Source organism: Desulfobotulus alkaliphilus (genome assembly GCF_007830435.1).
Classification (GTDB): domain Bacteria; phylum Desulfobacterota; class Desulfobacteria; order Desulfobacterales; family ASO4-4; genus Desulfobotulus; species Desulfobotulus alkaliphilus.
On sequence record NZ_VLLC01000003.1, the window covers coordinates 118,550 to 142,974 of the forward strand.

20 protein-coding genes are annotated in these 24,425 nt (G+C 51.9%); 15 read left to right on the plus strand and 5 right to left on the minus strand.

Features of this window, described 5'->3' with window-relative positions; translation table 11 throughout:
• Nucleotides 1–40: 40 nt before the first annotated feature.
• Nucleotides 41–1,084, plus strand: coding sequence for an elongator complex protein 3 (locus LZ24_RS03315; RefSeq protein ID WP_186442901.1), 1,044 nt, complete (start codon nucleotides 41–43; stop codon nucleotides 1,082–1,084).
• On the opposite strand, the gene LZ24_RS03320 is transcribed toward LZ24_RS03315, so the two are convergent.
• A complete protein-coding gene (locus LZ24_RS03320) occupies nucleotides 1,068–3,458 on the minus strand; it encodes a penicillin-binding protein 1A (protein WP_144682320.1) in 2,391 nt (796 codons plus the stop codon). The genes LZ24_RS03315 and LZ24_RS03320 overlap by 17 nt on opposite strands.
• A gap of 194 nt (nucleotides 3,459–3,652) precedes the next feature.
• On the opposite strand from LZ24_RS03320, the gene hisI reads away from it, so the two are divergent.
• From hisI to LZ24_RS03340, 4 genes are all read left to right on the plus strand, one after another.
• Nucleotides 3,653–4,051 (plus strand): phosphoribosyl-AMP cyclohydrolase, encoded by a 399-nt coding sequence (hisI, locus tag LZ24_RS03325; protein WP_186442902.1) that lies wholly within the window; start codon nucleotides 3,653–3,655, stop codon nucleotides 4,049–4,051.
• A 374-nt stretch (nucleotides 4,052–4,425) separates the two neighbouring features.
• A complete protein-coding gene (gene yihA / locus LZ24_RS03330; RefSeq protein WP_144682322.1) occupies nucleotides 4,426–5,025 on the plus strand; it encodes a ribosome biogenesis GTP-binding protein YihA/YsxC in 600 nt (199 codons plus the stop codon).
• A gap of 50 nt (nucleotides 5,026–5,075) precedes the next feature.
• Nucleotides 5,076–5,972 carry a GTPase Era gene (gene era, locus LZ24_RS03335; RefSeq protein WP_144682323.1) on the plus strand — a complete coding sequence of 299 codons (897 nt, stop codon included), beginning with the start codon at nucleotides 5,076–5,078 and terminating at the stop codon, nucleotides 5,970–5,972.
• A 35-nt stretch (nucleotides 5,973–6,007) separates the two neighbouring features.
• Complete coding sequence (locus LZ24_RS03340) at nucleotides 6,008–6,316, plus strand: HNH endonuclease (RefSeq protein WP_281282267.1); 309 nt, start codon at nucleotides 6,008–6,010, stop codon at nucleotides 6,314–6,316.
• Nucleotides 6,317–6,572: 256 nt separating this feature from the next.
• Here LZ24_RS03340 and LZ24_RS03345 read toward each other — a convergent pair whose 3' ends face one another.
• From LZ24_RS03345 to LZ24_RS03355, 3 genes are all read right to left on the minus strand, one after another.
• Nucleotides 6,573–7,181: a hypothetical protein gene (locus tag LZ24_RS03345; RefSeq protein WP_144682325.1), complete on the minus strand. Its 609-nt coding sequence runs from the start codon at nucleotides 7,179–7,181 to the stop codon at nucleotides 6,573–6,575.
• 315 nt (nucleotides 7,182–7,496) lie between these two features.
• On the minus strand, nucleotides 7,497–8,864 hold the full coding sequence (locus LZ24_RS03350; RefSeq protein ID WP_144682327.1) for an OmpP1/FadL family transporter: 1,368 nt from the start codon (nucleotides 8,862–8,864) through the stop codon (nucleotides 7,497–7,499).
• Between the two features lie 286 nt (nucleotides 8,865–9,150).
• A complete protein-coding gene (locus LZ24_RS03355; protein WP_144682329.1) occupies nucleotides 9,151–10,608 on the minus strand; it encodes a hypothetical protein in 1,458 nt (485 codons plus the stop codon).
• A gap of 292 nt (nucleotides 10,609–10,900) precedes the next feature.
• Between LZ24_RS03355 and LZ24_RS03360 the strand changes: the two genes are divergently transcribed.
• Nucleotides 10,901–12,232 (plus strand): hypothetical protein, encoded by a 1,332-nt coding sequence (locus LZ24_RS03360; RefSeq protein ID WP_144682331.1) that lies wholly within the window; start codon nucleotides 10,901–10,903, stop codon nucleotides 12,230–12,232.
• Between the two features lie 371 nt (nucleotides 12,233–12,603).
• Here LZ24_RS03360 and gatB read toward each other — a convergent pair whose 3' ends face one another.
• Nucleotides 12,604–14,037, minus strand: coding sequence for an Asp-tRNA(Asn)/Glu-tRNA(Gln) amidotransferase subunit GatB (gene gatB / locus LZ24_RS03365; RefSeq protein WP_144682333.1), 1,434 nt, complete (start codon nucleotides 14,035–14,037; stop codon nucleotides 12,604–12,606).
• Between the two features lie 214 nt (nucleotides 14,038–14,251).
• On the opposite strand from gatB, the gene LZ24_RS03370 reads away from it, so the two are divergent.
• From LZ24_RS03370 to LZ24_RS03410, 9 genes are all read left to right on the plus strand, one after another.
• Complete coding sequence (locus LZ24_RS03370; protein WP_144682335.1) at nucleotides 14,252–14,440, plus strand: DUF2065 domain-containing protein; 189 nt, start codon at nucleotides 14,252–14,254, stop codon at nucleotides 14,438–14,440.
• A gap of 49 nt (nucleotides 14,441–14,489) precedes the next feature.
• Entirely contained in the window at nucleotides 14,490–15,548 is a 1,059-nt protein-coding gene (gene queA / locus LZ24_RS03375) for a tRNA preQ1(34) S-adenosylmethionine ribosyltransferase-isomerase QueA (protein WP_144682337.1), read from the plus strand.
• Between the two features lie 342 nt (nucleotides 15,549–15,890).
• Complete coding sequence (tgt, locus tag LZ24_RS03380; RefSeq protein ID WP_144682339.1) at nucleotides 15,891–17,012, plus strand: tRNA guanosine(34) transglycosylase Tgt; 1,122 nt, start codon at nucleotides 15,891–15,893, stop codon at nucleotides 17,010–17,012.
• A 32-nt stretch (nucleotides 17,013–17,044) separates the two neighbouring features.
• Entirely contained in the window at nucleotides 17,045–18,232 is a 1,188-nt protein-coding gene (locus tag LZ24_RS03385) for a pyridoxal phosphate-dependent aminotransferase (protein WP_144682341.1), read from the plus strand.
• 1,072 nt (nucleotides 18,233–19,304) lie between these two features.
• Entirely contained in the window at nucleotides 19,305–20,342 is a 1,038-nt protein-coding gene (locus LZ24_RS03390) for a thiamine ABC transporter substrate-binding protein (RefSeq protein ID WP_144682343.1), read from the plus strand.
• Entirely contained in the window at nucleotides 20,318–22,000 is a 1,683-nt protein-coding gene (locus tag LZ24_RS03395) for an ABC transporter permease (RefSeq protein WP_144682345.1), read from the plus strand. The genes LZ24_RS03390 and LZ24_RS03395 overlap by 25 nt, the downstream gene beginning before the upstream one ends.
• A complete protein-coding gene (locus tag LZ24_RS03400; protein WP_144682347.1) occupies nucleotides 21,997–23,079 on the plus strand; it encodes an ABC transporter ATP-binding protein in 1,083 nt (360 codons plus the stop codon). Before LZ24_RS03395 ends, LZ24_RS03400 begins: the two co-directional genes overlap by 4 nt.
• 89 nt (nucleotides 23,080–23,168) lie before the next feature.
• Nucleotides 23,169–23,783 carry a manganese efflux pump MntP gene (locus LZ24_RS03405; protein ID WP_144682349.1) on the plus strand — a complete coding sequence of 205 codons (615 nt, stop codon included), beginning with the start codon at nucleotides 23,169–23,171 and terminating at the stop codon, nucleotides 23,781–23,783.
• A 44-nt stretch (nucleotides 23,784–23,827) separates the two neighbouring features.
• Nucleotides 23,828–24,400 (plus strand): manganese efflux pump MntP, encoded by a 573-nt coding sequence (locus LZ24_RS03410; protein ID WP_144682351.1) that lies wholly within the window; start codon nucleotides 23,828–23,830, stop codon nucleotides 24,398–24,400.
• The last annotated feature ends 25 nt before the right edge of the window (nucleotides 24,401–24,425 follow it).

The following is a 24,425-nucleotide window of genomic DNA, read 5'->3' on the forward strand; positions in this document are numbered from 1 at the left end:
ACAGGTTTATCCTTCTGGTCTGACCGAAAAGGAGCTTTTTTTGATTCCTGCCCAAAAACCTTTTATTATTCCCCTTTTCCTGCCCCATGCCGGATGCCCCCACCATTGTATTTTCTGTAACCAGAAGACCCTGCACCCGGAAAGCGGGAAAAGGGATCTTTCCATGCTGCGCAGGGAAAGGGACCGCTGGCTGGCATTCCCAAGGGATTTTCAGCGGCCTGTGGAGCTGGCATTTTTTGGGGGAAACTTTCTGGGACTTCCGCCAGGGGAGCTTGAAGCCTGTATGGAGCTGGTACAGGAAGTTCCCGGAGCAGGCTTAAGGTTTTCCACCCGTCCCGATACGGTGAACAGGGCATCCCTTGAGCGGTTCAGGGCATCGGGTCTCCATGTAACTGCGGAGCTGGGGATTCAGTCTCTGGATGAAAGGGTGCTGCGGCTTTCTGCCAGAGGGCATGGCGTGGATGCGGTTGTGGCGGCATTTAAGGCGCTGAAGCAGGCTGGAATACGTGTAGGCGCCCAGATGATGACAGGTCTTCCGGGGGCCTCTGCGTCTTCGGATCTGGAAACGGCGGCAGGGCTTGTCGCCCTTGGGCCGGATTTTGCCCGTGTGTCACCGGCACTGGTCCTGAAGGGGAGTGGGTTGGCAAAGCTTTATGCCAGAGGGCGGTTCAGGCCCCTTGAATTTTCAGAGGCCGTGGAACGGACAGCGGCCTATGTGAATATTCTGGAAAAAGGGGGGGTGCCTGTGGTGCGCATTGGTCTTCAGGCGGATACCCATCTGGAGGAGAGCCTTCTTGCCGGTCCCCATCACCCCTCGCTGGGGGAGTGGGTGCGGGGGCGGATACTGGGGGATGCTGTTCTGGAGGCCTTTGGCCGCATGGGAGGGAAAAGGGCCGGACAGCCTTTGCGGATTCGGGTTTCTTCGCACTTACGCAGCCGTATGCAGGGCATGGAAAGAAGCAATGTCTCACGTTTTGAGAAGGCTTTTTTTCCGGCTCCCTTTTCCATTGTCACGGAAAAAAATCAGGGGCCGGATTTCTGGATCATTGAATATGCAGGCGGTTTGTTTAAAGACCCTGCTTGAAAAAATCCTTTTCATCCTCAATCTGTCCGGATCTGGGTGAAAAATCCACAGGCTCATGGCCTTTTTTAAAATACTCAAAGGTGGTGGACCTGGATTCTGCAGTGGGCAGAAGGCCTGTATCCGCATCGATATTGACGGTAACAATACCCGGAGGCGGTGGTGGAAAGGTTTTTGGTATCCGGTTTTCATGGACGGCCTCCATGAAGTCAACCCATATGGGGGCTGCGGCTCTGGATCCGGTTTCTCCCTCCCCAAGGTTTGCCTCTTCATCCATGCCCACCCAGACCCCTGTGATATAGGCAGGGGAGTAGCCCACAAACCAGGCATCCTGAAGGTTATTGGTGGAGCCGGTCTTAGCGGCAACGGGCCAGCCTTTCTGAATTATCGTCCGGGCCCGCCATCCCGTACCGTTGGTCACGGCGCTTTCCAGCAGACTGGTCATGAGGAAGGCCGTTTCATCGGAAATAACTTTTTCGCTGAACGGTCGGTTTTTCTCAAGAAGCTTACCGTCCCTGTCCCTGATTTCCGTAACAAAGATGGGATCTGAAAGCCTGCCCTCATTTGCAAAGACGGCGTAGGCATTCACCAGTTCAAGCAGGGAGTGGCCAGAAGACCCCAGGGCAATGGAAAGATCCCTGTTGATGGGTGAGGTAAGTCCCAGCTTCCGGACATAACTCAAAGTATAATCAATGCCGATATCCTGAAGGACTTTGACGGTAATGACGTTTCTGGATTTGTTGAGAGCTTCCCTGAGCATGGTGGGACCATAGAAGGTCTCCTGATAATTTCTTGGTTTCCAGGTAAAATCCCTTTCCTGATCCCTGAAAACAAAGGCCGTGTCTACAATGATGGATGCCGGGGTGTACCCTTTGTCCAGGGCTGCAGCATAGACAAAGGGTTTAAATGCCGAGCCCACCTGCCTTCTGGACTGTATGGCCCGGTTAAACTGGCTGGCTCTGAAATCCCGACCACCCATGATGGCCCTGACTTTGCCATTGCCAGTTTCCATGCAGAGGAGGGCGGCCTGGGCCTTTGGGATCTGTTCCAGACGCAGCTCCCATAGACCGTTTTCCAGTTTTTTTACAAGGCGGACCAGAATTTCATCCCCTGTTTTCAGGGCCTGACCGGGGCGTTGCAGGCGGACATTGTAATGGGCCACTTCAGGATTGGGTCTGCGGGCCCAGCGCATGGAGGACAAGGGAATTTCCCCTGTGTGTTTTCCAAAACGTACCCGGGTTTTTCCGTTCTGGTTGTCCACATCCACCACGATACCGTGGGTCAGAGTGTCCGGACCGGGATTGTCAAGGGTTTCTCCGATGGCAGCCACTGCCGCTTCTATACCCGTGATTCCGACATGGCGCAGGGGGCCGCGGAAGCCCTGCCGTTTATCCAGATCATCAAGGCCTTTGTGAATGGCTTTTTCCGCATTTCTCTGAATGGAAAGATCCAGTGCCGTATGAATCTGAAGCCCGTCTTCGTAAAGGGCTTTTTCTCCGTACCGGTTCAGTACATACTGGCGGACATGTTCCGTATAATAGGGAGCCATTTCAATATAGATATTCTGGCGCGGATGGATTTCCAGTTTTTCATTTCTGGCTTTTTTTGCTTCTTCCTGTGATATGACTCCATCATGTACCATGCGGGAGAGGACATAGAGCTGGCGTTCCTTTGCCCGTTCCGGGTGGCGGAAGGGAGAATAACGGCTGGGGGCCTGGGGAAGGCCTGCCAGTATGCTGGCCTGGGCCAGGGAAAGATCCCTGGCTGAGGTACCGAAATAGTTCTGGGCCGCAGCTTCCACACCGTAGGCGCCGTGCCCCAGAAAAATCTGATTCATATAGAGGTGAAGGATGGCCTCTTTTTCCAGTGCCGTCTCAATCCTGTAGGCAAGAATGGCTTCCCGGATTTTTCTGGCATAGCTCCGTTCCGGAGTAAGGAAAAAGTTTTTTGCTACCTGCTGGGTAATGGTGCTGCCGCCCTGTGTAATGCTTTTATCCTGAGCCGCCTTAACCAGTGCCCGTGTAATGGCCAGAGGGTCAATGCCCCGGTGTTCAAAGAAGCGGGAATCTTCCGCAGACAGAAAGGCCTGTACAAGCTGTTCGGACATCTCTTCAAGGGGAATGACAATACGCCTTTCCCTGAAAAACTCCGCAACAACGGTGCCGTCCTGGGCGTAGACCGTGGAAATGGCGGGAGGGCGATAGGATTTAAGGCTGGCAACGGATGGCAGATCTTTGGAAAAGTATAAATAGGCAGCAGCAAGGGTGATTGATGCTCCGAGGATAAGAAAAAACAGGCTGAAAAAAAGCCATTTACCTGTTTTTCTGAGTAGGCGTCTGGGTGCCGGACGGTCTGCTTTGGGAGAAGGGGATGTCATATTTTGCTCTCTTAAATTGATGCCTGAAGATTCCCTGTCTGGGTTTTGTATCTTCTGATGTCTGTTTTCGTAGCAGATTCGGCCTTCGGGGGCAAGATAAGCTTCCTGAATGACCGAGCTGTTTGACAGCTTTGGCAAAGGCAGCTTAGATAAAGCCTGAAAAAAAGGGAAGAAGTTCTTTTATTTTTGATATTATGCATGGGTCCGGGAGGAAAATTGTGATAGATTTTGAAAAATGCGGGGGACTTATCCCCGTCATTGCACAGGATGTAAACTCAGGGGAAGTGCTGATGCTGGCCTATATGAATGGGGAGGCCCTGCAGCAGACCCTTGAAACGGGAAAAGCGACTTATTACAGCCGCTCCAGAAAAGCCCTCTGGGTAAAGGGGGAAACTTCCGGTAATGAGCAGGAAGTGAAGGAGGTGCTTCTGGACTGTGACGGAGACACCCTGCTTTTGCGGGTGGTTCAAAGGGGCGGTGCTGCCTGTCATACGGGACATGCTTCCTGTTTCCACCGGCGGGTGGCAGGGGATGGCAGTCTGGAGACCGTGGGGGTTCCCCTTTTTGATCCCAAAGAAGTTTATGGAAAATAAAGGTTAAGGGTAAGTGCTCAGACAATTTTTCTTTGGTAAATCGAATGCCTATAATCAGGTCTATAGACAACCGGACCATTTTGTTCGTGACGCAATCTTATTCGGGAGCTTCTTGCCCTGTGCGGAAGCGGCAAAAACTCGCCGCCACAGGCAGGATAAGTTTTTTATTACCATGGCAGACTTCAGCACGCTGCCTTTGTGGCGGCTCAGACAGTTTGCCGCTTCTTTCGCACAGGCCTTCAAAGCTCTGATCCGAAACGATTGCAATGTCACTCACAAACAGCCCGATTGTCTTTTGCGGGAATCAAAATTTTGAAATTAATGAACAATTTTTTAAAATAAAATGTACTGAATAATTACGGTTAAGGATGGTTATGCATATAAAATCCGCAGAATTTATTACCAGTGCTGTAAAGCCAGCCCAGTATCCGCCACCGGATTTACCGGAAGTCGCCTTTATCGGCCGGTCCAATGTGGGGAAATCATCCATGATCAACTGTCTGGTTCAGCGCAAAAGCCTTGTTAAAACCAGTCAGACGCCGGGAAAAACGCAACTGGTGAATTTTTTTCTGGTAAACGGATGCATGCGTTTTGTGGATCTTCCCGGTTACGGGTATGCAAAGGTTCCCAAATCCGTACAGCAGCAGTGGGGTCCCATGATTGAAACATACATTGATCAGCGGCCCAATCTTTGCGGACTTTTTCTGCTTCTGGATATCCGCAGGGATGTCAGGGAGGAAGAAGGCCATATTCTGCAGTGGCTGATGAAAAAGAAGCTTCCCGTGCGTCTGGTTCTGACCAAGGCGGACAAGTTCAGCCGGTCTGCAGCCCAGAATCGCCTTAAGATACTGCTGGAGCAGACAGGACTTGAGAAGAACGATCTGCTTCCCTTTTCATCCGTGACCCGTCAGGGCCGGGATGAGCTATGGAGTCTTGTTTCATCCATGACAGGTATTTATGAAACTCCGGTATAATGAAAAAAAGGTCTTTTGTGCAGCATAAACAGTCAGCAGAGGAAGAATCCATGTCAGAAAGCCCGTCTTTCCGTTCCGGTTTTGTGGCCATCATCGGTGCCCCCAATGCGGGAAAATCCACCCTGATGAATCGTCTCATTGGTGAAAAAATTGCCATTACATCGAAAAAACCCCAGACCACAAGGAACAGAATTCTGGGCATTGTTCACAGGCCCCTGTGTCAGCTTGCCTTTGTGGATACGCCGGGTGTGCATAAAGCGGGTAAAATACTGAACCAGCGGATTGTTGAAGCCGCCCTTGGCGCCATTCCCGATGCGGATGTGGTTTTATGGCTGATGGATGTGAGCCGTTCGTTTTCCGGGGAAAACGATATGATTCTCGATCATCTCAAGTCCTTTAAAAAACCCGTTATCCTTGGCTTGAACAAGATTGACCTTGTGGCAAGGCCTGAACTTCTTAAATGGATGGAGCACTGGAACAGCCGTTTTTCCTTCCGGGAGATTGTTCCTGTTTCAGCACTGGCAGGGGATCAGCTGGACATTCTTCTGGACGTCCTGGAAAAATATCTGCCCGAAGGACCGCCGCTTTTTCCCGAAGACAGCCTGACGGATATGCCCATGCGCTTTATTGTGGCAGAGCTGATACGGGAAAAGGTATTGCGCCGTACGGGCGAAGAAATACCCTATTCCATTGCCGTCACCATTGAATCTTTTCAGGAGGGAGGCCCCGGAGAAAAGGCGGAGATCCATGCGGCCATCCATGTGGACAGGGATTCCCAGAAGGGGATTCTGATCGGTAAGGGAGGGAGCCGCTTAAAGCAGATAGGTATTGATGCCCGCAGGGATATAGAAGAGCTTGTGGGAAAACAGGTTTTTCTCAAGCTCTTTGTACGGGTGCAGAAAAACTGGACCCGGGATACCAGGGCCATGGAAAGGTTCGGGTATTGACCGGACTTCGGAAGGATATCCCGAGGAGTATCAGGATGATGGAATATCAGTGGTTTGAAGATGATGTTTTTATAAAAAAAGAAAGGCAGAAGGCCAGGGAGCTGCGTCAGACCCAGTGGTGGAAAAGGCAGTGCGCCAAAGGAAGCTGTTCTTACTGTGGCGGTTTCGTTGCTGCTGCTGAGCTTACCATGGACCATGTGGTACCCCTGGCAAGGGGGGGCAGGAGCACAAAGGGAAATGTGGTTACGGCATGCAAGGCCTGTAATACAAAGAAAAAGCAGATGATGCCCCTGGAATGGGAAGCATGGATTCTGCAGATGAAAGAAGGCAGGGAGAAGGACTGATGCCTTTTCTTTGAAAGTGGGGGGGTTGTTATCTGATGAGCATGGTCTTTCAGCCACAGGAACCTTCAGCCAGAAAAGTTGCACGGGAAGATTCTGCCCTTGCCTGTGGGCACCCGTAAGGGTGCCCCTGCAAAACAGGCCCGTAAAAACCATTCACAGGGGCAGGCCTTCAAGCCTGCCCCATTTAGGTATCCGCTGGCACCATGGTCTGGCAGTAATTTTGACCTGCACCTGCAGGCTGGGTCCGGGTGGTATCTTATCTGCACAGCCTGTGTATGGTCTGGGCATGCCAGCGTCCACGGCCGGAGAAGGTGGGGTAATCATTGTCCGTCAGATAGGCCGCAATCTGCTCATAGGTCATGTTGTCTTTTCTGAGCTTTTCGATGAGCTTCAGAATGTATTTACGGCTGGTTTTTCTTACATCGTCTTCGGTGGTGTCAAGGAACTCCGGGTCTCTGACAGGATTCTCTCTGGCTGGTGTTCCATTGTTTTCTTCTGCTGGGGGGGGAGGCGCAGCAGAAGGAGAGGATATGTTATCCAGCAGCCTGTCCAGGCTGTCTGCAAGGCGTTCAAGGGCCTCTGCCTTGCGTTCTTCTGCCTCTGCCTTGCGATCCTCCATAAAGATACGATCCCGCTGGGTCTCTATGAGGCTTTCAAGGGAAGCCTGCAGGGCAAGGATGGTTTCTTCCCGGATGACGGGCGCTTGTCCCTGAGGCATGCGGGACGCCCTGCGGTCCTGGCCGGTTCTTCTTTCCGTATGGCCGGGAGTGTTCGGGTTGTTGTCATGGCTGCCCTTGGCTGGTTTGTTGAAGCGGCGTTCCTTTGCCGCAGACTGGTTCCTGAGGTTCTGCAGAAAATCATTCATGGGGTATCCTGTTATAAGCTCGCACGCAGGCGATGAGAAGTAGGCTCTCTACTGGAGCATGGGGCGTTTAAGAAATACAATAAAATCTGTAAGTATTTTTCCTTATGGGAGAAAAAAACAAATTTTCCTGTATTGATATATCAGATAATAAAAGATGTCAAATCTGCTTTGTTTAAATAAATAAGCTTCTTTTGTAAAAGATGGTGGTTTTTTTCCACTCCTGAACTATAAAATAATAATCGGACCAGAAACGCTTCTTACGTTCTGGTCCGATTGTTTTTTTGTCAGGTTATCTGTTTGAAAAACAACTGGTTATCAGAATCGGTAGGTAAAGGTGATTCCGGCTCCCAAAAGATACCCTTCGGCCTTCGCGTGAACCCGTGTGGGTTCAGGGGAAACCTCTCCTGCAAAAACCTTGTTCAGATTGACCGACTCTCCGCCAACAATGCGAGTCTGCTCAATGGCTGTGTACTGGAAAACCGTATCAATGGTGAATCTATCAAAGTTGAAGCCAGCACCAAAGGAATAGGTCTTTTTGTCCGCATCCGGCCACATGGTGTCCAAGGTGTCATCGGGGATGGGGGTGGGGTCATAGAAATAGCCCGCTCGCAGGGTGACAAGGTCATTCATGATGTATTCACCACCAAAGCGGAGCTGCCTTGTGTTTTCCCAGTTACGAGGGGATGAAATTTCTTTTTTTCCTAGGGCTTCCAGATCAATACCAAGGCTGTTTTGAATGGTTGTGATGGGTTCTGTCTGGTTTTTGTTGATTGACCACTCAGTCCATACTAAGTCCATCTGTATGGAAAAACGTTCATGGGGGGTATAACGGATACCTGCATGAATCTGCTGAGGGTGGTTGTAGTCCAGGGTGGCTTTAGCGACTTTGATACCATTTACATAGGCATCGCCTTCAAAGTCCACGTCTGTTTCACTTCTGTAGGTAAGTCCCAGGGTAATGGTTTCCACGGGCCTGTACATCATGCCAAGATTAAAGGAGTAGTTGAGTTCATCTTCAAGTTCTATCTTCAGATGTGCACCGTCCAGAGTGCGGAGCATGTCTGGTACTGGACCCTCGCTGGTTAGATTCTGAGCGCCAACGTAGTATATCTTTTCTGCTGCGGATTTGGTTTGGCCAATGGATACACCAAAACCTAAAGACAGCTTGTCGTTGACTTTATAGGCAAGGCCGGGATTGATCACTTTACGGAAGTAGTAGGAATGGAAGGAGCTGTATGCTGTGGGGTTGATCCTGGGGTCGCTGGGGAACTCCACCTCAAGGCCAAAGGGAGAATAAATGGCAACACCCATGGCGAGCCTGTCCGAAAGAGGCATGGCAAAACCTACATGGGGGGCATAAAGATTTTCCGAGGTGTCGGAAAAACGCATAGCTTCATTTTTGCTTCTGGGAAAATCAGGGTTGCTGGACCCTTCTATGTAAAAATCCTTTAGCTTGATGGTCGGATCAATCATGTGAAGTCCGCCAGCTATCGTCGGTCTTTTTATCTGGGTAAGACCTGCGACATTATAATAGACTGCAAAGGGATCATCCGCATAGGCGCTGTAGGCGCCGCCCATGGAAGTTGCCTTGGCTCCTATGCCAAAGGTGTCAACGCAGCCGGCATAGGCCGTACCTGCACCCAGGGCTAAAGCTGTCGCCAGACAAAGAATCTGCTTTTTCACGTAGGCCTCCTTGATGATGGTTTTAAAACGATGGTTAGACAAGCAGTACATTAAAAATTTCGGATTTTAAAAATCACATCCGCCTGTTTTTTGATGGAGCCAATGTCGTGCATGGATTTCTTTTTTAAAACCCGTGTTGGTATGGGCTTATCCGGTTTTTTGCCTGAAATATGCATTGTGAAAAGCGAACGGTGTTTCAGATTTAGCGGAGACAAGTGGGGAAGTCAAGAAAAAAGGAAGCTGTCAGGATGAAAAGGGGGCATGCCCCCTTTTTTCAGATCGTGGTTCAGTGGAAAAGGACACAGTTCACAAAGCGGGTTTCAGGGGAGAGGGAGAGATCTCCTCCGCCCTTTACAAGGGCCAGGATGATTCTGGCAGGCTCCCCGTCTCTGGCAGGAATATGAATAAAATCTGCAATGTATCCGTCAAGATCCGGTGTCCGGGCACTTACTTCCATTTCATAGCCATTCCATGAAAGCAGGTGAAGACTGCCCGTGCGGAAGATGCGCAGTCTTTGAAAAAGACCGCCTGCGGCTTCCGCATTGTGAATGGCAAGAAGATCTTCACTGTCTCCGGTCGGGCTAAGAATCCGGGTACGGCCGGAAAAATAATAACGGCTTTTTTCATCATGGCGGCTCTGGGTCCGGCTAAAATCCATGGATACGGGAATCCCCCCATAGGACTTCCGGCTTTCCCACAGGGTTTCTTCTGTTCCGGAAACCAGAGACAGGGTTCCGTTTTCTGCAATGAAAAGGCGGTCTCCCGGCATATCTGTCCGGAAACGGACGGGGATGGCATCAAAGAGGTGGTTTTCGGGGTGGGAGCTTTCCCGCAGATCAATGCCTTTTTCCCCAAGAACTGCTTCCATCACGGGTCCGGAAAAGAGCCTGTCCCGGAAACCCCGCAGGCGGGTCAGTATGACATCCCCTCCCTCGGCGTTGCGGCCCCGGGCAAAAAAACGGTTTTCCGGACCTGCGGCGACATGGATTGTATTCTTTTCCAGAACCAGCACCCTGGAGCGCATTCTCTCATTGCCGGGATTCACGGCGGTCAGCCAGATTTCTGCCCGGCCGTTTCTTTTGGTATCCAGCACATGCATCTGCAGGATGTTTTCATGGTGGGGCAGGGAGAAGGAGGCGAGGGTGCTCTGCAGTGCAGCGTCCATGATGCGCACTTCCCGCCGGTCCGCAAAGACAATTTCCATTTCCCCGTTTCCTGTGAGGTCGCCCTTGTCCATGGCCACCACAGCTCCTTTATGGGGGCTGCTGATACCCAGAACCTCAAAGGAGGGTTTTGGGTCTGCTGCGGTCTGCGGTTCCGGAATCTGGCTGGCGGACTTTACAGTGGGGGCAGGCCTTGTTGTCTTCTGTAAAAAAGCAAGCACCTGATCCCCAAAGGCCGTGACTTCGGGAAGGATCTCTGTCTCATCCTTTGTGCTGCGTCTTTGGGATAGGTGAACATTGTCTGTTTTTCTGCTGATCAGGGCAAAATCCGTGATCATTGTGCCGCCAAAGGCGGTGATGCGGGTTCGGATTTCAAATGAGGCCTCTTCCGTATTCCGGGTCAGCCACCCTTCAGCATCCAGTTGGGCATCCAGAAGGGACTGTACGCCGTCGGCCAGAAAGGACAGGTCTTCGGATGCGTGGACGACGGGGGGGAATATGACTACCTTTTCCTTTGCCTGCAGGGGCTGCAGACCTGCAAAGATAAAAAACAGAATGACAAAAAGAACGCGCCGTTGCATGGAAAGGCTCCTTAAGGGTTTGGACGGGATTGGCATGGGGTGACATGTTTTCGTGTACCTGAGAGCAGATTTGTGATTCAGCATTCAAGCTATAAGCAATTTTTTAATGGATGCAAAGGGAGGATGGTAAAAAAAGGTTAAAATATAATATGGGGAAATTTGCGGGTTGACTTTAGGGGTTTGCCTTGCTAAGCATAATCCTGAATTTTTCCTTTGGAAGGAGAAGGGTCAGGCCTCCAGAGGAACAGGCTGTATTTTTCTATTTTATAACTAAATAATCAGGAGAATGCCCATGAAAAAGCTGTTTGTTTCCGCCGTTGCGGGTCTGGCCATGCTTGGTCTTGCCCTTCCGGCATCTGCCTTTGAAAGTGAGTTCGGTGGTTACTGGAGAACCAGAGCCTTTACTCAGGGAGATTTCGGGGCTGACGGATCCCAGGATCTTTCAAGGGTGGATACCCGTACCCAGTTGAATTACACGGCAAAGTTTTCCGACAACCTCAAGTTTGTAAACGTCTTCCAGATGAATGCTGTCTGGGGAGATGAAGCAAACCAAAACACTTATGGAAAAGTCGGTGCTAAGGGTAATAATGATGTTCAGGTAAGAAGATCTTATCTGGATGCTGGTTTTGGTGACTTTAATGTCAAAATTGGTGTCCAGCCTGCGACAGTTGCAAGAGGATTCCTCTTTGACGATGAAATGGCCGGTGTCAATGTTACCTATGCTGGGAGTGGTTTTGACGTTCCAGTTATGTGGGTGAAAGCCGTTGAAGGTGGTCGCGGGAAAGACATGAACAAGCAGGATGTGGATATGCTCATCGTATCTCCCAACCTTGAAGTGGCTCCCAATATTAATATAAATCCTGTTTTAATGGGCCTGTATTCAGACGATTCTCGGCTTGGATTTAATGAAGAAGGTGATTTTTTGCTTAGAGGTAGCAAGCACTATGATAATCCTGGAACAGAGTATTCTTCTGAAATAGCCCTGCTATATCTTGGTATGAATGCGGATATGGACTTTGGAGTGGGTTCTGCCTGGTTTACTGGTATTTATCAGTTTGGTAGTATGGACTTCTATAAATCAGGTTGGACAGGTGCTACTGAAAGCCATGATGTACGTGCTTTCCTTGTAGCCTTGGGTGGTGAAGTGAATATTGATCCCTTCAGTATCCATGGCCAAATGTTCTACGCTTCCGGGCAGGATGAGAAAGGTTGGAAAGACGGTGATGATATAAATGTTTTCGTGCAGCCCTATGGTCAGTCTTATTACTGGTCTGAAATTATGGGTTTCGGAATCTTTGATAATCAAGCTTCTCACGGATCTCCTGCTGATCAGATTGGCAACATAATGGCTGTTAATTTGGGAGCATCTATGTCTCCTATGGAAAGACTTACCGTTACGGCTGACATTTGGTACGCTGAGTTGGCAGAAGATGCTTATATGGGTACCGTTGATGGTGTTGAAAAATGGGAAAAAGAGCTGGGTACGGAACTGAACCTGAAAGCCACCTATAAACTGATGGATAACCTGACCCTGGACGTTGTGGGTGCCTATCTTTTTGCTGGCGATGCTACAGGCAAGGATGACCCCTACCTTGTGGGTACCCGCCTTGCCCTTAGCTTCTAATCTGACTTTCTCTTCCTGAAAGAGGAATACAGAGTGTAAAATGAGCCCCGGGAGACAAAGGTCTTCCGGGGTTTTTTGGCTTTATGGGACCACGATAAGACTGGGGCAACGGGCAGTCCCATCAAAGGGCAGGGCGCAAGGCCTGCCCTTAACGTTTGGTTTTTACGGCCCTGTTTTGTAGGGGCACCCTTTACGGGTGCCCGCACCGGGACTGCCCGTTGATGTGTCAATGATCCTCTCTGCAAATACAGCTTTCATCTGCAAGACTTAAAAATACCATCACTTGTCTCTGGTGATTCTCCCATAAAAAAGGGTTCCGGAATGAAAAAAAATTCCGGAACCCATATCTGTATGTTTTATGATAAGGCTTTTTATCCCAGCATACGCTGCAGCAGCTCCGTTACCACTTTCGGGTTGGCCTGACCCCTTGTGGCCTTCATGACCTTGCCCATGAAAAAGGACATGAGCTTGGTTTTGCCGCCTTTATAGGCTTCCACCTCTGCGGGGTTTTCTTCCAGCACCTTCTGCACAGCCGCTTCCAGCTCGGATGAGTCCGACACCTGTGAAAGCCCCTTTTCCCTGATGATCACCTCTGCGGGCCTGCCGCTTTTCGCCATATCCTCAAAGACTTCCCTTGCAATTTTATCATTGATATCTCCCTTTTCCAGAAGCTGCAGCAGTTCTCCAAGGGCTTTAGCGGATACGGGAGTCTTTTCAATGGAAAGCCCCCTGGCATTGAGAAGTCCCAGCAGGTGCACCGCTACCCAGCTGGTGCAGCGGCGGACATTGCTGCATTTTTCAAGGCAGGCTTCAAAGTAGTCCGCCAGTTCACGGGAAGCGGTGAGTGTGGCAGCATCGTCGCCTTTCAGGCCAAGACTTTCCATAAAGCGGGCCTTGCGGATTTCCGGTAGTTCGGGAAGGTTTTTTTTGAGCTCTTCTATCCAGTCTTCATCCAGTACCAGAGGCACAAGATCCGGATCCGGGAAATAACGGTAGTCGTGGGCTTCTTCCTTGCTGCGCATGGAAAAACTCTGATTTTTCACACTGTCCCAGAGTCTGGTTTCCTGAATGATTTTACCGCCGCTGCGCAGAATGCTTTCCTGACGTTTGATTTCATAGTGAATGGCTTTTTCAATATAGCGGAAGGAGTTGAGGTTTTTCAGCTCCGTCCGGGTTCCCAGCTTTGTTTCTCCCTTTGGCCGGAGGGACACGTTGGCGTCACAGCGGAAGCTTCCCTCTTCCATGTTGCCGTCGCAGACATCCAGATAGCGGACAATGGCATGGAGCTGGCGCAGATAGGCCACGGCTTCGGCAGGGGAAGACATGTCCGGTTCACTGACCACCTCGATGAGGGGAGTGCCTGCCCGGTTCAGGTCCACAAGGCTTACCGGACGAAAGGGGTCGTGGCTGGATTTGCCCGCATCTTCTTCCATGTGAATGCGGGTGATGCCGATGCGTTTTTTTTCAGGTCTGCCTTCCACCTCAATGTCCAGCCAGCCGTGCTCGCCGATGGGCATGGCAAACTGGGAAATCTGGTAGGCCTTGGGAAGGTCCGGATAAAAATAGTTTTTCCGGTCAAAACGGCTTTCTCTGTTCAGGGTGCAGTTGGTGGCCAGCACGGCTTTGGCGGCCATTTCAGCGGCTTTTTTGTTGAGTACGGGAAGGCTGCCGGGAAGGGCCAGACACACGGGGCAGGTATGGGCATTGGGACCGGCACCGAAGGCTGTGGAGCAGCTGCAGAATATTTTACTTGCGGTCTTGAGCTGCACATGTACCTCAAGACCGATGACCGTTTCAAAATCCATGGAAATATCCTCATTTGGGGTAAGCTGTGTATATCCAGTCAGGAAAGAAAAATTAGTATGCAGAAGCCTTTGTGTCAATCTTCTTGCGTGCTTCAGGCTGAGAAAGCCCTTCTTTTATCCTTTACATGCCGGGTAAAAAATCGGAAAAGAACCCCTGTGGTGTAGATGTCCGCAAGGGTATTTCCGGCTGAATGCTTTCTTAAGGAGGATATTTGTGGCTTTTTTTCTCTGTGTCATTGGTATGGTCATGATTGTGGAAGGCATTCCCTACTTCGCTTTTCCGGATAAGATGAAGGCCATGATGGCGGAGATTCTCAGGCTTCCTTCGGCAAGGCTGCGGCGTTTCGGCTTTGTTCTCATGATGGCAGGGCTGGCTCTGGTTTATCTTGGTCGGGGGGCTTAGTGCTTATTAAATACGCAGAGGACCTGTTTTTTGTTTGAAAGGGTTTTTCATGTTCAGCCTCTCGGATTATGGCTATGATCTGCCTGCGGAACTGATAGCGGACCGCCCGGTTCCGGAGCGGGATACTTCCCGTCTTCTGGTGCTGGATCGCAGGAAGGGTGATGTGGCGCACCGCCATTTCAAAGATATAAAAAACATATTTCAGCCCGGAGATCTTCTTGTTGTCAATGATACCCGTGTGATACCGGCCCGTCTCCATGGCGTGAAAGCCACGGGTGGCAGGGTGGAAATTCTGCTGCTGGATTATGTGGGGGGCTGTCTTTGCCTTGAAAGGGAAGGGGTTTTTCAGTGCTCCTGTCTGGTGAAGGCATCCAAAAGACCGGCTGTGGGCAGTGAGCTTTTCATAGGGGACCGCATACGGGTCCGGGTGGAGTCCCTTGAAAGGGATGGCTCGGCCATCCTTTCCTTTCATACGGAAGATCCCATGCCCCATGCCCTTTTGGATGCGGGCAGCCTGCCCCTGCCGCCCTATATTGAAAGAAAAGAGGAAAATCCTGACGATGCTATCCATTACCAGACCGTATATGCCAGCAGACAAGGGGCTGTGGCTGCGCCGACGGCAGGGCTGCACTTTACCGACGCCCTGCTTGGGGAGCTGCGGACAAAGGGTGTGGAGTTGCGGCATCTGACCCTGCATGTGGGGTATGGCACCTTTGCCCCGGTGCGGGTGGAGGATATACGCAGCCACAGCATGCACAGCGAGCGTTTTGAGATCAGTGAAGAAACAGCGGAGGCCATTTACAGGGCAAAGGCCGAAAAAAGGCGTGTGATTGCCGTGGGCACCACCTGTGTGCGGACCCTGGAATATGCGGCCATTCAGGAGGGCGGGCTGAAGCCGGGGGCGGGTTTTTGTGATCTTTTTATTTATCCGGGCTTTGAGTTCCGGGTGGTGGATGCCATGCTCACCAATTTCCATCTGCCGGAAACAACGCTGATGATGCTGGTCTCCGCCTTCGGAGGCTATGATCATATCAGAAAGGCCTATCAGGAAGCCATCGCCGAAAGGTACCGTTTTTTCAGCTATGGGGATGCCATGCTGATGCTTTGATTCCTGTGGGGTTTGTAGCTGTTTTGCATATTTTTTTCTGGTTAACACTCTCTTTCAGCCATAGGAATTTTAAGCCATTGAAATTACATGACCAGATTTTACGATTGTTGGCGGGCACCCGTAAAGGGTGCCCCTACAAAACAGGGGCCGTAAAAACCAAGCGTTAAGGGCAGGCCTTGCGCCTGCCCGTATTAAAGCCTGCACCATAGGCCTGGCAATAACCTGACCAGCAAGCTGTGGCTGAGTCAGGGTAGTAATCAGAAATGAAAAGGGCAGGAAATAATGAGGTATGTCTGTAACCGTTTTTCCCTTTGAACCTGTTGAAAAGAAATTATAAATACCATGCTCACCTTTAAACTGGAAAACCGCTCTTCAGACTCTTCGGCCAGGGCCGGGAGTATCCATACGGCCCATGGAGAAATACAAACCCCCATTTTTATGCCCGTGGGCACCCTTGGTACGGTCAAGGGCCTGACTCCCGAAGACCTTCTGGACTGCGGCAGCCAGATTATTCTGGGCAATACCTACCATCTCTACCTGAGGCCGGGGGCGGAGCTTCTTTCCCGTTTTGGCGGTCTGCATTCTTTCATGCACTGGGATAAGCCTCTCCTCACGGATTCCGGCGGATTTCAGGTTTTTTCCCTGGCGGCCCTTTCTAAAATCACGGATGAGGGGTATCGTTTTCAGTCCCACATCGATGGCTCCTCTCATCTTTTCACCCCGGAATCCGTGGTGGCCATGCAGGATGTCATCGGCTCTGATATCATGATGTGTCTGGATCAGTGCATCCCCTATCCTGCCGACCGGATTCTGGCAGAAAAGGCCCTTGAGCGCACCACCCTCTGGGCCCGGCGCTGCAGAAAGACCTGGCAGGAGGAAACGGGATGCAGAAACAGCCTCTTCGGCATTGTGCAGGGGGGGATGTTCACGGATCTGAGAAAGCGCTCAGCGGAAGAACTTGTGGCCCTTGATTTTCCGGGATATGCCATTGGTGGCTTAAGTGTGGGGGAGCCTGCGGAGCTGATGTATGAAATGGGGGCTTTCACCCTGCCCCTGCTGCCGGAAAACAGGCCCCGTTATATCATGGGCGTTGGCACTCCTGAAAATCTTGTGGAACTGGTTTCCCATGGTGCGGATATGTTCGACTGCGTGATGCCCAGCCGCAATGCAAGAAACGGCAAGCTTTTTACCCGTTATGGTGATATCAATATTGCCAACAGCCGTTTCCGCATGGATGAAAAGCCTCTGGATGAGACCTGCACCTGCTACACCTGCCGTCATTATTCCAGGGCCTATCTCCGGCATCTTTATAAAAGCAGGGAGCTTCTGGCCTACCGCCTGAATACCCTGCACAATATTCATTATTATCTGGATCTGATGCGATGCATGCGTGCGGCCATTCTTGGGGACAGATTTGCCGCTTTCCGCAGAATTTTTACGGAAGAACGGGCCCGGGGCCTCTAAATGACTTTAACCCGATCACGAAAGGAAGGGACATGAGCATTACCGCAAAAATGGAAGGATTCATTGAAAAATCATCCTGGATCCGCAAGATGTTTGAGGAAGGGGCCCGCCTGAAGGGGCTTTATGGTGCGGAGAATGTTTTTGATTTCAGTCTGGGCAATCCCAATGTGCCACCGCCTGAGCTTTTTCAGAAAACCCTGATGGCCGTTGCTGCGGATAATCCTGAGATGATCCATGGCTATATGCCCAATCCGGGATACCCTGCTGTCCGTGCCAAGGTGGCGGCCCAGGTCAGTCTGGAACAGGGAATGGAGGTCAGCGGGGATGAAATTCTCATGACCTGCGGTGCTGCGGGTGGCTTGAATGTGATTTTTAAAAGTATTCTGGATACAGGGGATGAGGTGGTGGTGCCTTCTCCCTACTTTGTGGAATACAATTTCTACGCAGATAACCACGGCGGCAGCATCCGTGCGGTTAAAACAAAGCCGGATTTTTCCCTGGATCTTTCTGCCATTGAGGCTGCCATCTGTGAGCGGACCCGCGCCGTTCTGATCAACTCCCCCAACAACCCCACAGGTCAGGTGTATTCCCGGGAAAGCCTCGAAGCCCTTGGCCGGATGCTGGAGGAAAAGAGTGCGGCCCTTGGTCGGACCCTTTACCTGATTTCCGATGAGCCCTACAGAAAAATTATATATGACGGTGTGGAAGTACCGGGGCTTTTCACCTGTTACCGCAACACCATGGTAACCACTTCTTACTCCAAGGATCTTTCCCTTGCAGGAGAGCGCATCGGTTATGTGGCCCTCTGTCCTGCGGCGGATGCACGGGATGCCCTTCTCGGTGGCATGGCCCTTGCCAACCGGATTCTTGGCTTTGTCAATGCACCGGCCCTGATGCAGCGGGTGGTGGGTGAGCTGCAGGGCGTTACCGTGGATATCGGAGAATATGCAAGGAAGCGCAGCCTGCTCTGTGACGGCCTGAAGGATGCGGGATATGAGTTCACCGTTCCCGGTGGTGCCTTCTATCTTTTCCCGAAAAGCCCCATTGCCGATGACGTGGCCTTTGTCCGTCTGCTGCAGGAGGAGAAGGTGCTGGCCGTACCCGGTTCCGGTTTTGGCGGTCCCGGTCACATCCGTTTGAGCTATTGTGTTGCCGATGCCACCATCACAGGGGCCATGCCCGGATTCAGAAGGGCCATGGAAAAGGCCAAGGATCTGTAATTGTTCAGTACCGTTTATTTTGAAGAATTGTGTTTTAATTTCAGGGTCTTGATTTCAGCAAAAGACAATCTGATTACCACTGTCTTTCAGCCATACAAACCTTCACCATGGAAATTATATGACCAGATTTTCGCATGTTAGCGGGCACCCGTAAAGGGTGCCCCTACACAAAACAGGGTCGTAAAAACCATTCGTAGGGGCAGGCCTTGCGCCTGCCCGTGTTAAAGCCCGCACCATAGGCTTGGTAACAACCTGACCAGCAAACTGTGGCTGAGTCAGGGTAGTAATCAGAAAAGACAATCGGGCTGTTTGTGAGTAGCTGGATTGTGTCACGAACAAATAGCCCGGTTGTTTTTATGTCATGGGCGGGTGGTTTGATGCGGGCAGGCACAGGGGCCTGCCCCTACAAAACAGGGACTGCACAATTCATTTGCAGGTGCAGATTGTGTCTGCCTTACCTGCTCCTTTATGGCGTTGAGGCCGGTCGTGCGTATGTCGTTAAGGACCTTAAGGACTTTAAGGTCATTAAGGAAAATGAGGGAAAAAGGTAACTGTTCAGCACAGTTTATTCTGAACTGCCAATGCTGTAATTACAGCAGCATCGTACTGTTGCAAGGCTCCGTGGCTATTTGCAAGTGACATTGCAATCGTTTCGGATCAGAGCTTTGCAGGCCTGTGCGAAAGAAGCGCAAAACTGTCTGACCCGCCACAAAGGCAGCGTACTTAAGCCTGCCATGGTAATCAAAAAGCTTATCCTGCCTGTGGCGGGGAGTTTTTGCCGCTTCCGCACAGGGCAAGAAGCTCCCGAATAAGATTGCGTCACGGGCAAATAGCCGGGGCCTGTGCATCTGTCTTGCAGGTATGGTACTTGAAAACGGTGCTGAATAATTACATTGTTTTTTCACAGCAGACTCTGGATTTATGGTTTGAGTGCCGGAAATTGAAATGATTGCAATGTCACCCACAAACAGCACTGGGTGCCTTGTGTATGAACCGTCTGTAAGTAATCACGCTCCGTAATCAAAGAAATACAGTCCGTTTGACGGAATTTTTGGATTTTTAGGAGTATATAATGGTTTTATATAAAATAATATCTGTCCTTCTGCTGCTTTGTTCCATGGCTTTTCCTGCCATGGCCGCAGATCAGGTTCTGCGGGTGATGAGCCACGACAGCTTCAGCATGGATGCTGCCCATGTAAGGGCCTTTGAAGAGGCCCACGGCGTCAAGGTACGCTTTCTCAAGGCTTCGGGAACGGGGGCGGCCCTGAATCAGGCCATCCTGAGCCGGGGAAAACCCATGGCCGATGTTTTTTATGGTGTGGACAACACCTTCATGGGAAGAGCGCTGGAGGCGGATATTTTTCTTCCCCATGCATCGCCCCTTCTGGAAAATGTGCCGGATCACCTGAAGCTGGATCCTTCCTTCAGACTGACACCCATGGCCCATGGGGATATCTGCATCAACTACGACAAGGCATGGTTTGCACAGAAGGGGCTTCAGCCTCCGGCCAGCCTGAAGGATCTGCTGAAGCCCGAATATAAGGGCCTGCTGGTGGTGCAGAATCCGGCCACATCCTCTCCGGGGCTGGGCTTTCTGCTGGCTACGGTGGATGCCTTTGGTGAAGATGGCTGGCTTGCCTTCTGGGAGGGTCTGCGGAAGAACGATGTCCGTGTGGTGGCTTCCTGGAAAGAAGCCTACTGGGGCCATTTTACGGCGGCATCCAAGGGAAAAAGGCCGCTGGTGGTGAGCTACGGAGCCAGTCCTGCGGCGGAGGTGCACTTTGCCGAAAACAAGCCCGAAAAAAGCCCCACCGCCGCCATAACAGCCAAAGGCACGGGATTCCGTCAGGTGGAGTTTGCGGGTATTCTCAGAGGAACAGCGCTGCCGGAGCTGGCGGCCCTGTGGCTGGACTGGATGCTGGATAAGCCGGTTCAGGAAGCCATTCCCCTTTCCATGTTCATGTTCCCTGCCAATGAAAAGGCAGAGCTGCCGGAAGTTTTTCAGCGCCATGCCGTCAAGCTGGAGGGAACAGGGGGGCTTTCTTCAGAACGGATTCATGCCATGCGTGAAGTCTGGATGGATTCATGGACACGGGCGGTTCTGCGGTGAGAAAGGCTGTTTTTTTTAAGGGCCTGCTTTTTCTCATCCCTGCTCTTTTTCTGGCGTATTTTTATTTTTATCCCCTGCTGCGTATGGCAGGTCTTGGTTTCTCCGGTATCTGGGCCGGAGATCCGGGGCTTGCCCGTTTTTTTGGCAGCAGGGATTTTGTTTCCGTTCTGGCCTTTACCTTCTGGCAGGCCCTTTTGTCCACTCTCCTTACCCTCGTCTTTGCCCTTCCCGGAGCATGGGTCTGGGCCCGCTTCCGTTTTCCGGGCAGGGGGATTTTTGCCCTTGTGGTGAGCCTGCCCTTTGTGCTGCCTGCGGTGGTGGTGGCTGCGGCCTTCCTTTCCCTTCTGGGACCATCGGGAATTCTTGCGGATCTATCCTCTTTTCTGTTCGGTCGCCCCCTTTATCTGGAAGATTCCCTGATACTGGTTCTTTTGGCCCATGGCTTTTTCAATTATGCCGTGGTGTTTCGTATTGTGGGCGGATTCTGGGCCAGAATTCCTGAGTCCGTCTGGGAGGCGGCCCGGATTCTTGGCGCAGGTTCCTTCCGTTCTTTTTTGCATGTAGCCCTGCCTCTTTTGGCACCGGCCCTCTTATCCGCCTCTCTGCTGGTGTTTCTTTTCTGTTTTTCCAGCTTCGGCATTATTCTGATGCTGGGCGGACCCGCCATGTCCACTCTGGAGACAGAGATTTACCGCAGGGCCATGCATCTCTTTCAGCTGCCCGTAGCCACCCTGCTGGCCTGTGTGCAGCTCATTTTGAATTTTGCCGTGATTTTTGTTCAGGGCCGCCTTGAAAAAAGATTCCAGACGGCACTCGCCTTTTCCGGAAAACCTGAAAACTCCCTTTCCCATGGAAAAAAAAGACTGCCTGTGCTGCTGGCCCTTGTGTCCGGCACTATCATGGCCCTGCCCTTAAGCGCCATGGTGCTGGCATCCCTGCGTGTGGGGGATAGCTGGTCCCTTGCCGCCTACACCCAGCTTTTCCGGGAATCCGGGGACGGGCTTTTCCTGATTTCTCCGGCTGCGGCCATGGGGCATTCCCTGATATTTGCCCTTGCATCCATGTCCGTTGCCCTGCTTACGGGACTTTGTGCGGCGGCCTTTCTGTCCCGCTCCGATCTCCGGGGTAAAAACCTCATGGAAACCTTTTTCATGCTGCCCCTTGCTACCTCTGCCGTGCCTCTGGGGCTTGGGTTCATACTGGCCCTGCACTGGCCCATTGATCTTCGGGGAACGCCCCTTCTGATTGTCATGGCCCACAGCCTTGTGGGCTTTCCCTTTGTGATGCGGGTGCTGCTGCCCGCCTTCCGCAGTGTTCCGAAAAATCTTATGGAAGCAGCCATGACGCTGGGGGCTTCTCCGGCCCGAACCTGGCGCCTGGTCCTTTTTCCTCTGGTGCTGCCCGCCGTGGGGGCTGCGGCCATTTTTGCCTTTACCATCAGCCTTGGAGAATTCGGAGCCAGCCTTTTTGCCGTGCGGCCGGAACTGGCCACCCTGCCCGTGAGCATTTATCGCTACCTTTCCCATCCCGGCGCATTGAATTACCCCAAGGCCATGGCCATGGGTGTCTGGCTGATGGTCATGACTGCGGGCAGTTTCTGGCTGCTTTCCCGTCTCATGGGGCTGATGAAGACCCGAAGTACACAGGATGAAAAATGAAATGCCTTCTTGAGGTGGAAAATATTGAAAAATGGCATGGCCTGCTGAAAACACTGGACGGCATTTCCCTCTGCCTTGGGGAAGGGGAAATTCTTACCCTTCTGGGGCCTTCCGGAGGCGGAAAAACCACCCTGCTGCGTATCCTTGCGGGCCTTGAAGCTCCGGACAGGGGGAGGGTCTGTCTGGACGGCAGGGATCTGGCCCCTGTGGAACCCCACAGGCGGGGGGTGGGGCTGGTTTTTCAGGATGCGGCCCTCTTTCCCCATCTCAATGTGGAGGCCAATGTGGCCTTTGGTCTGCGCATGGCAGGGATGAAAAAAAGGGAAAGGCAGCACCGGGTCTTTGAAATGCTGGAACTGGTGGGGCTTTCCGGTTTGGAAAAAAGGCGGGTGGATGGCCTCTCCGGCGGAGAGCGGCAGCGGGTGGCCCTGGCCCGGAGTCTGGCTCCGTCTCCTAAGCTCTTGCTGCTGGATGAACCGTTGGGGGCACTGGACCGCAATCTGCGGGAGCGTTTGGCAAGGGATCTGCGGACGATCTTAAAAAAGCAGCAGCTTACGGCCGTTTTTGTCACCCATGATCAGGAAGAGGCCTTTTCTCTGGGAGACCGCATTGCTGTTCTTCTGGATGGCCGTCTGGAGCGCATGGATACGCCGGAGGCCCTTTCCGCATATCCCGGAAGCCCTGCCGTGGCCCGTTTTCTGGGGGAACCCAATGTTTTTACCTTAAAGGATCTGCCCGCAGCTTTTCGGGGGCTTTTTGGGGATTCTTCCGAAGAAACGGCGGTTCTGATACGGCCCGAGGGTATCGTCCTCCGGCCTCTGATTCCGGTGGATGGAGAGGCTGGCCCATTCCCTGTTTTGGCATCCGGGGAAAAAGATGCCGCTTTTCTGTCGGCCCATGTGAAAGAACGCCGGTTTTTTGGCGCATTTTTCCGGGTGGAGCTGGACTTTGGCGGGGGCTTTGTTCTCACCGCAAGGCTTCCCGTATCCATGGTGCCGCCGGATGAGGGAGCAAGGGTGGGGGTTGCTTTGAAAGAAGGCATGTTTTTTGCATTGAACGATGTTCAGAAGGATCGCTGAAGGAATGGTTCTTCAAGCTTTGGACCAAAGATGCCGAAAAAGGGTACAGGAACTTAAAAGGACTGTCCGCAAATGGAGATTTTTCCAGCATGTCGGACAGACCGGATAATCCAGAAGAGGGGAGGTTCCCCATGTGTCCCGTACAGATATTCCTCATATCAATGATCCTTTCACTGGATGCCTTTGTACTTTCTTTGGCTCAGGGCCTCAGGACAGAAGGTCTTTCATGGAAGCACTTGCTGCGTGTTGGCGTTTTTTTGGGTGTTTTTCAGGGGGGAATGCTGATTCTTGGCTGGATGGGGGGCCTTCTTGCCGGGATGTGGCTTTCGGGCTGGTATCCCTGGCTGGTTTTTGGCATACTCCTTTTCATCGGATGCAGCCGCATCCGCTGTGGTCTGCGGCGAAGGGGCAATCCTCCCCGCAGGGTGGTATGCTGCCGTATGTCCCTTTTGATGCTTGCCCTGATTCTGAGCCTTGACGCCTTTGCCGTGGGCCTTGGTCTGGGGCTGGGTTCAGCAGTCATACCTGTTTTGACGGGCTTTGTGATTCTTGCTACCATGGGCATGGTGGTTACGGGGATGTCTCTGGGATTGTTTATGGGTGATATTCCATGGATGCGGAATCTTTCCGAGTGCGCAGGCGGAGTGTTTATTCTGGCGCTGGCTTTCCGCTCCATGCCCGTTCTTCCTTTTTTTCTGATTTAAGCGCCATTGCCATCAACGGGCCTAAGCCCTCAGAATGATAATTTATGACACTTTTCCATCTCTTTGCCATATCCCTGGCCCTTGCTGTGGACGCCTTTGCCGTTGCCCTTGCTGTGGGTGTCCGGATGCAGCATCTGGGACTCAGGGATATTTTGCGCCTTGCCTGGCATTTTGGTTTTTTTCAGGCAGGCATGGCAGGCATCGGCTGGAGTTTCGGTATGGGCCTCAGGGACTGGATACAGCCCTGGGATCACTGGCTGGCCTTCGGCCTGCTCTGGCTGGTGGGCCTGAACATGGTACGCTGTGGAATTTTTGGAGAAGAAGATGTCAGGTATGTGGCTGATCCTACACGTGGCGTAACCCTGCTGATTTTATCGCTGGCCACCAGTATTGATGCCCTTGCCGTGGGTATTTCCCTTTCCGTTCTGGAAATTTCCGCCACATTTCCCCTGTTGGTCATCGGCAGTGTGGGATTTTTCATGACAGCTCTGGGCATGGTCTGGGGGTATCGCATGGCAAAAAGTTTTGGTATTGGTGCCTGGGCAGAGGTGCTGGGGGGGCTTGTGCTGATGGGCATTGGCGTGCGCATTGTCATGGAGCACACGACAATTTTTTAGGGGCATGGGCTTGCGAGGCAGGCCG

Coding starts and splice junctions, on each gene's coding strand:
- LZ24_RS03320 (WP_144682320.1), bottom strand. CDS start 3,458: ATGACATCCCCTTCTCCCAAAGCAGACCGTCCGGCACCCAGACGCCTA.
- hisI (WP_186442902.1), top strand. CDS start 3,653: ATGCATGGGTCCGGGAGGAAAATTGTGATAGATTTTGAAAAATGCGGG.
- yihA (WP_144682322.1), top strand. CDS start 4,426: ATGCATATAAAATCCGCAGAATTTATTACCAGTGCTGTAAAGCCAGCC.
- era (WP_144682323.1), top strand. CDS start 5,076: ATGTCAGAAAGCCCGTCTTTCCGTTCCGGTTTTGTGGCCATCATCGGT.
- LZ24_RS03340 (WP_281282267.1), top strand. CDS start 6,008: ATGATGGAATATCAGTGGTTTGAAGATGATGTTTTTATAAAAAAAGAA.
- LZ24_RS03345 (WP_144682325.1), bottom strand. CDS start 7,181: ATGAATGATTTTCTGCAGAACCTCAGGAACCAGTCTGCGGCAAAGGAA.
- LZ24_RS03355 (WP_144682329.1), bottom strand. CDS start 10,608: ATGCAACGGCGCGTTCTTTTTGTCATTCTGTTTTTTATCTTTGCAGGT.
- LZ24_RS03360 (WP_144682331.1), top strand. CDS start 10,901: ATGAAAAAGCTGTTTGTTTCCGCCGTTGCGGGTCTGGCCATGCTTGGT.
- gatB (WP_144682333.1), bottom strand. CDS start 14,037: ATGGATTTTGAAACGGTCATCGGTCTTGAGGTACATGTGCAGCTCAAG.
- queA (WP_144682337.1), top strand. CDS start 14,490: ATGTTCAGCCTCTCGGATTATGGCTATGATCTGCCTGCGGAACTGATA.
- tgt (WP_144682339.1), top strand. CDS start 15,891: ATGCTCACCTTTAAACTGGAAAACCGCTCTTCAGACTCTTCGGCCAGG.
- LZ24_RS03385 (WP_144682341.1), top strand. CDS start 17,045: ATGAGCATTACCGCAAAAATGGAAGGATTCATTGAAAAATCATCCTGG.
- LZ24_RS03390 (WP_144682343.1), top strand. CDS start 19,305: ATGGTTTTATATAAAATAATATCTGTCCTTCTGCTGCTTTGTTCCATG.
- LZ24_RS03395 (WP_144682345.1), top strand. CDS start 20,318: ATGGACACGGGCGGTTCTGCGGTGAGAAAGGCTGTTTTTTTTAAGGGC.
- LZ24_RS03400 (WP_144682347.1), top strand. CDS start 21,997: ATGAAATGCCTTCTTGAGGTGGAAAATATTGAAAAATGGCATGGCCTG.
- LZ24_RS03405 (WP_144682349.1), top strand. CDS start 23,169: ATGTCGGACAGACCGGATAATCCAGAAGAGGGGAGGTTCCCCATGTGT.
- LZ24_RS03410 (WP_144682351.1), top strand. CDS start 23,828: ATGACACTTTTCCATCTCTTTGCCATATCCCTGGCCCTTGCTGTGGAC.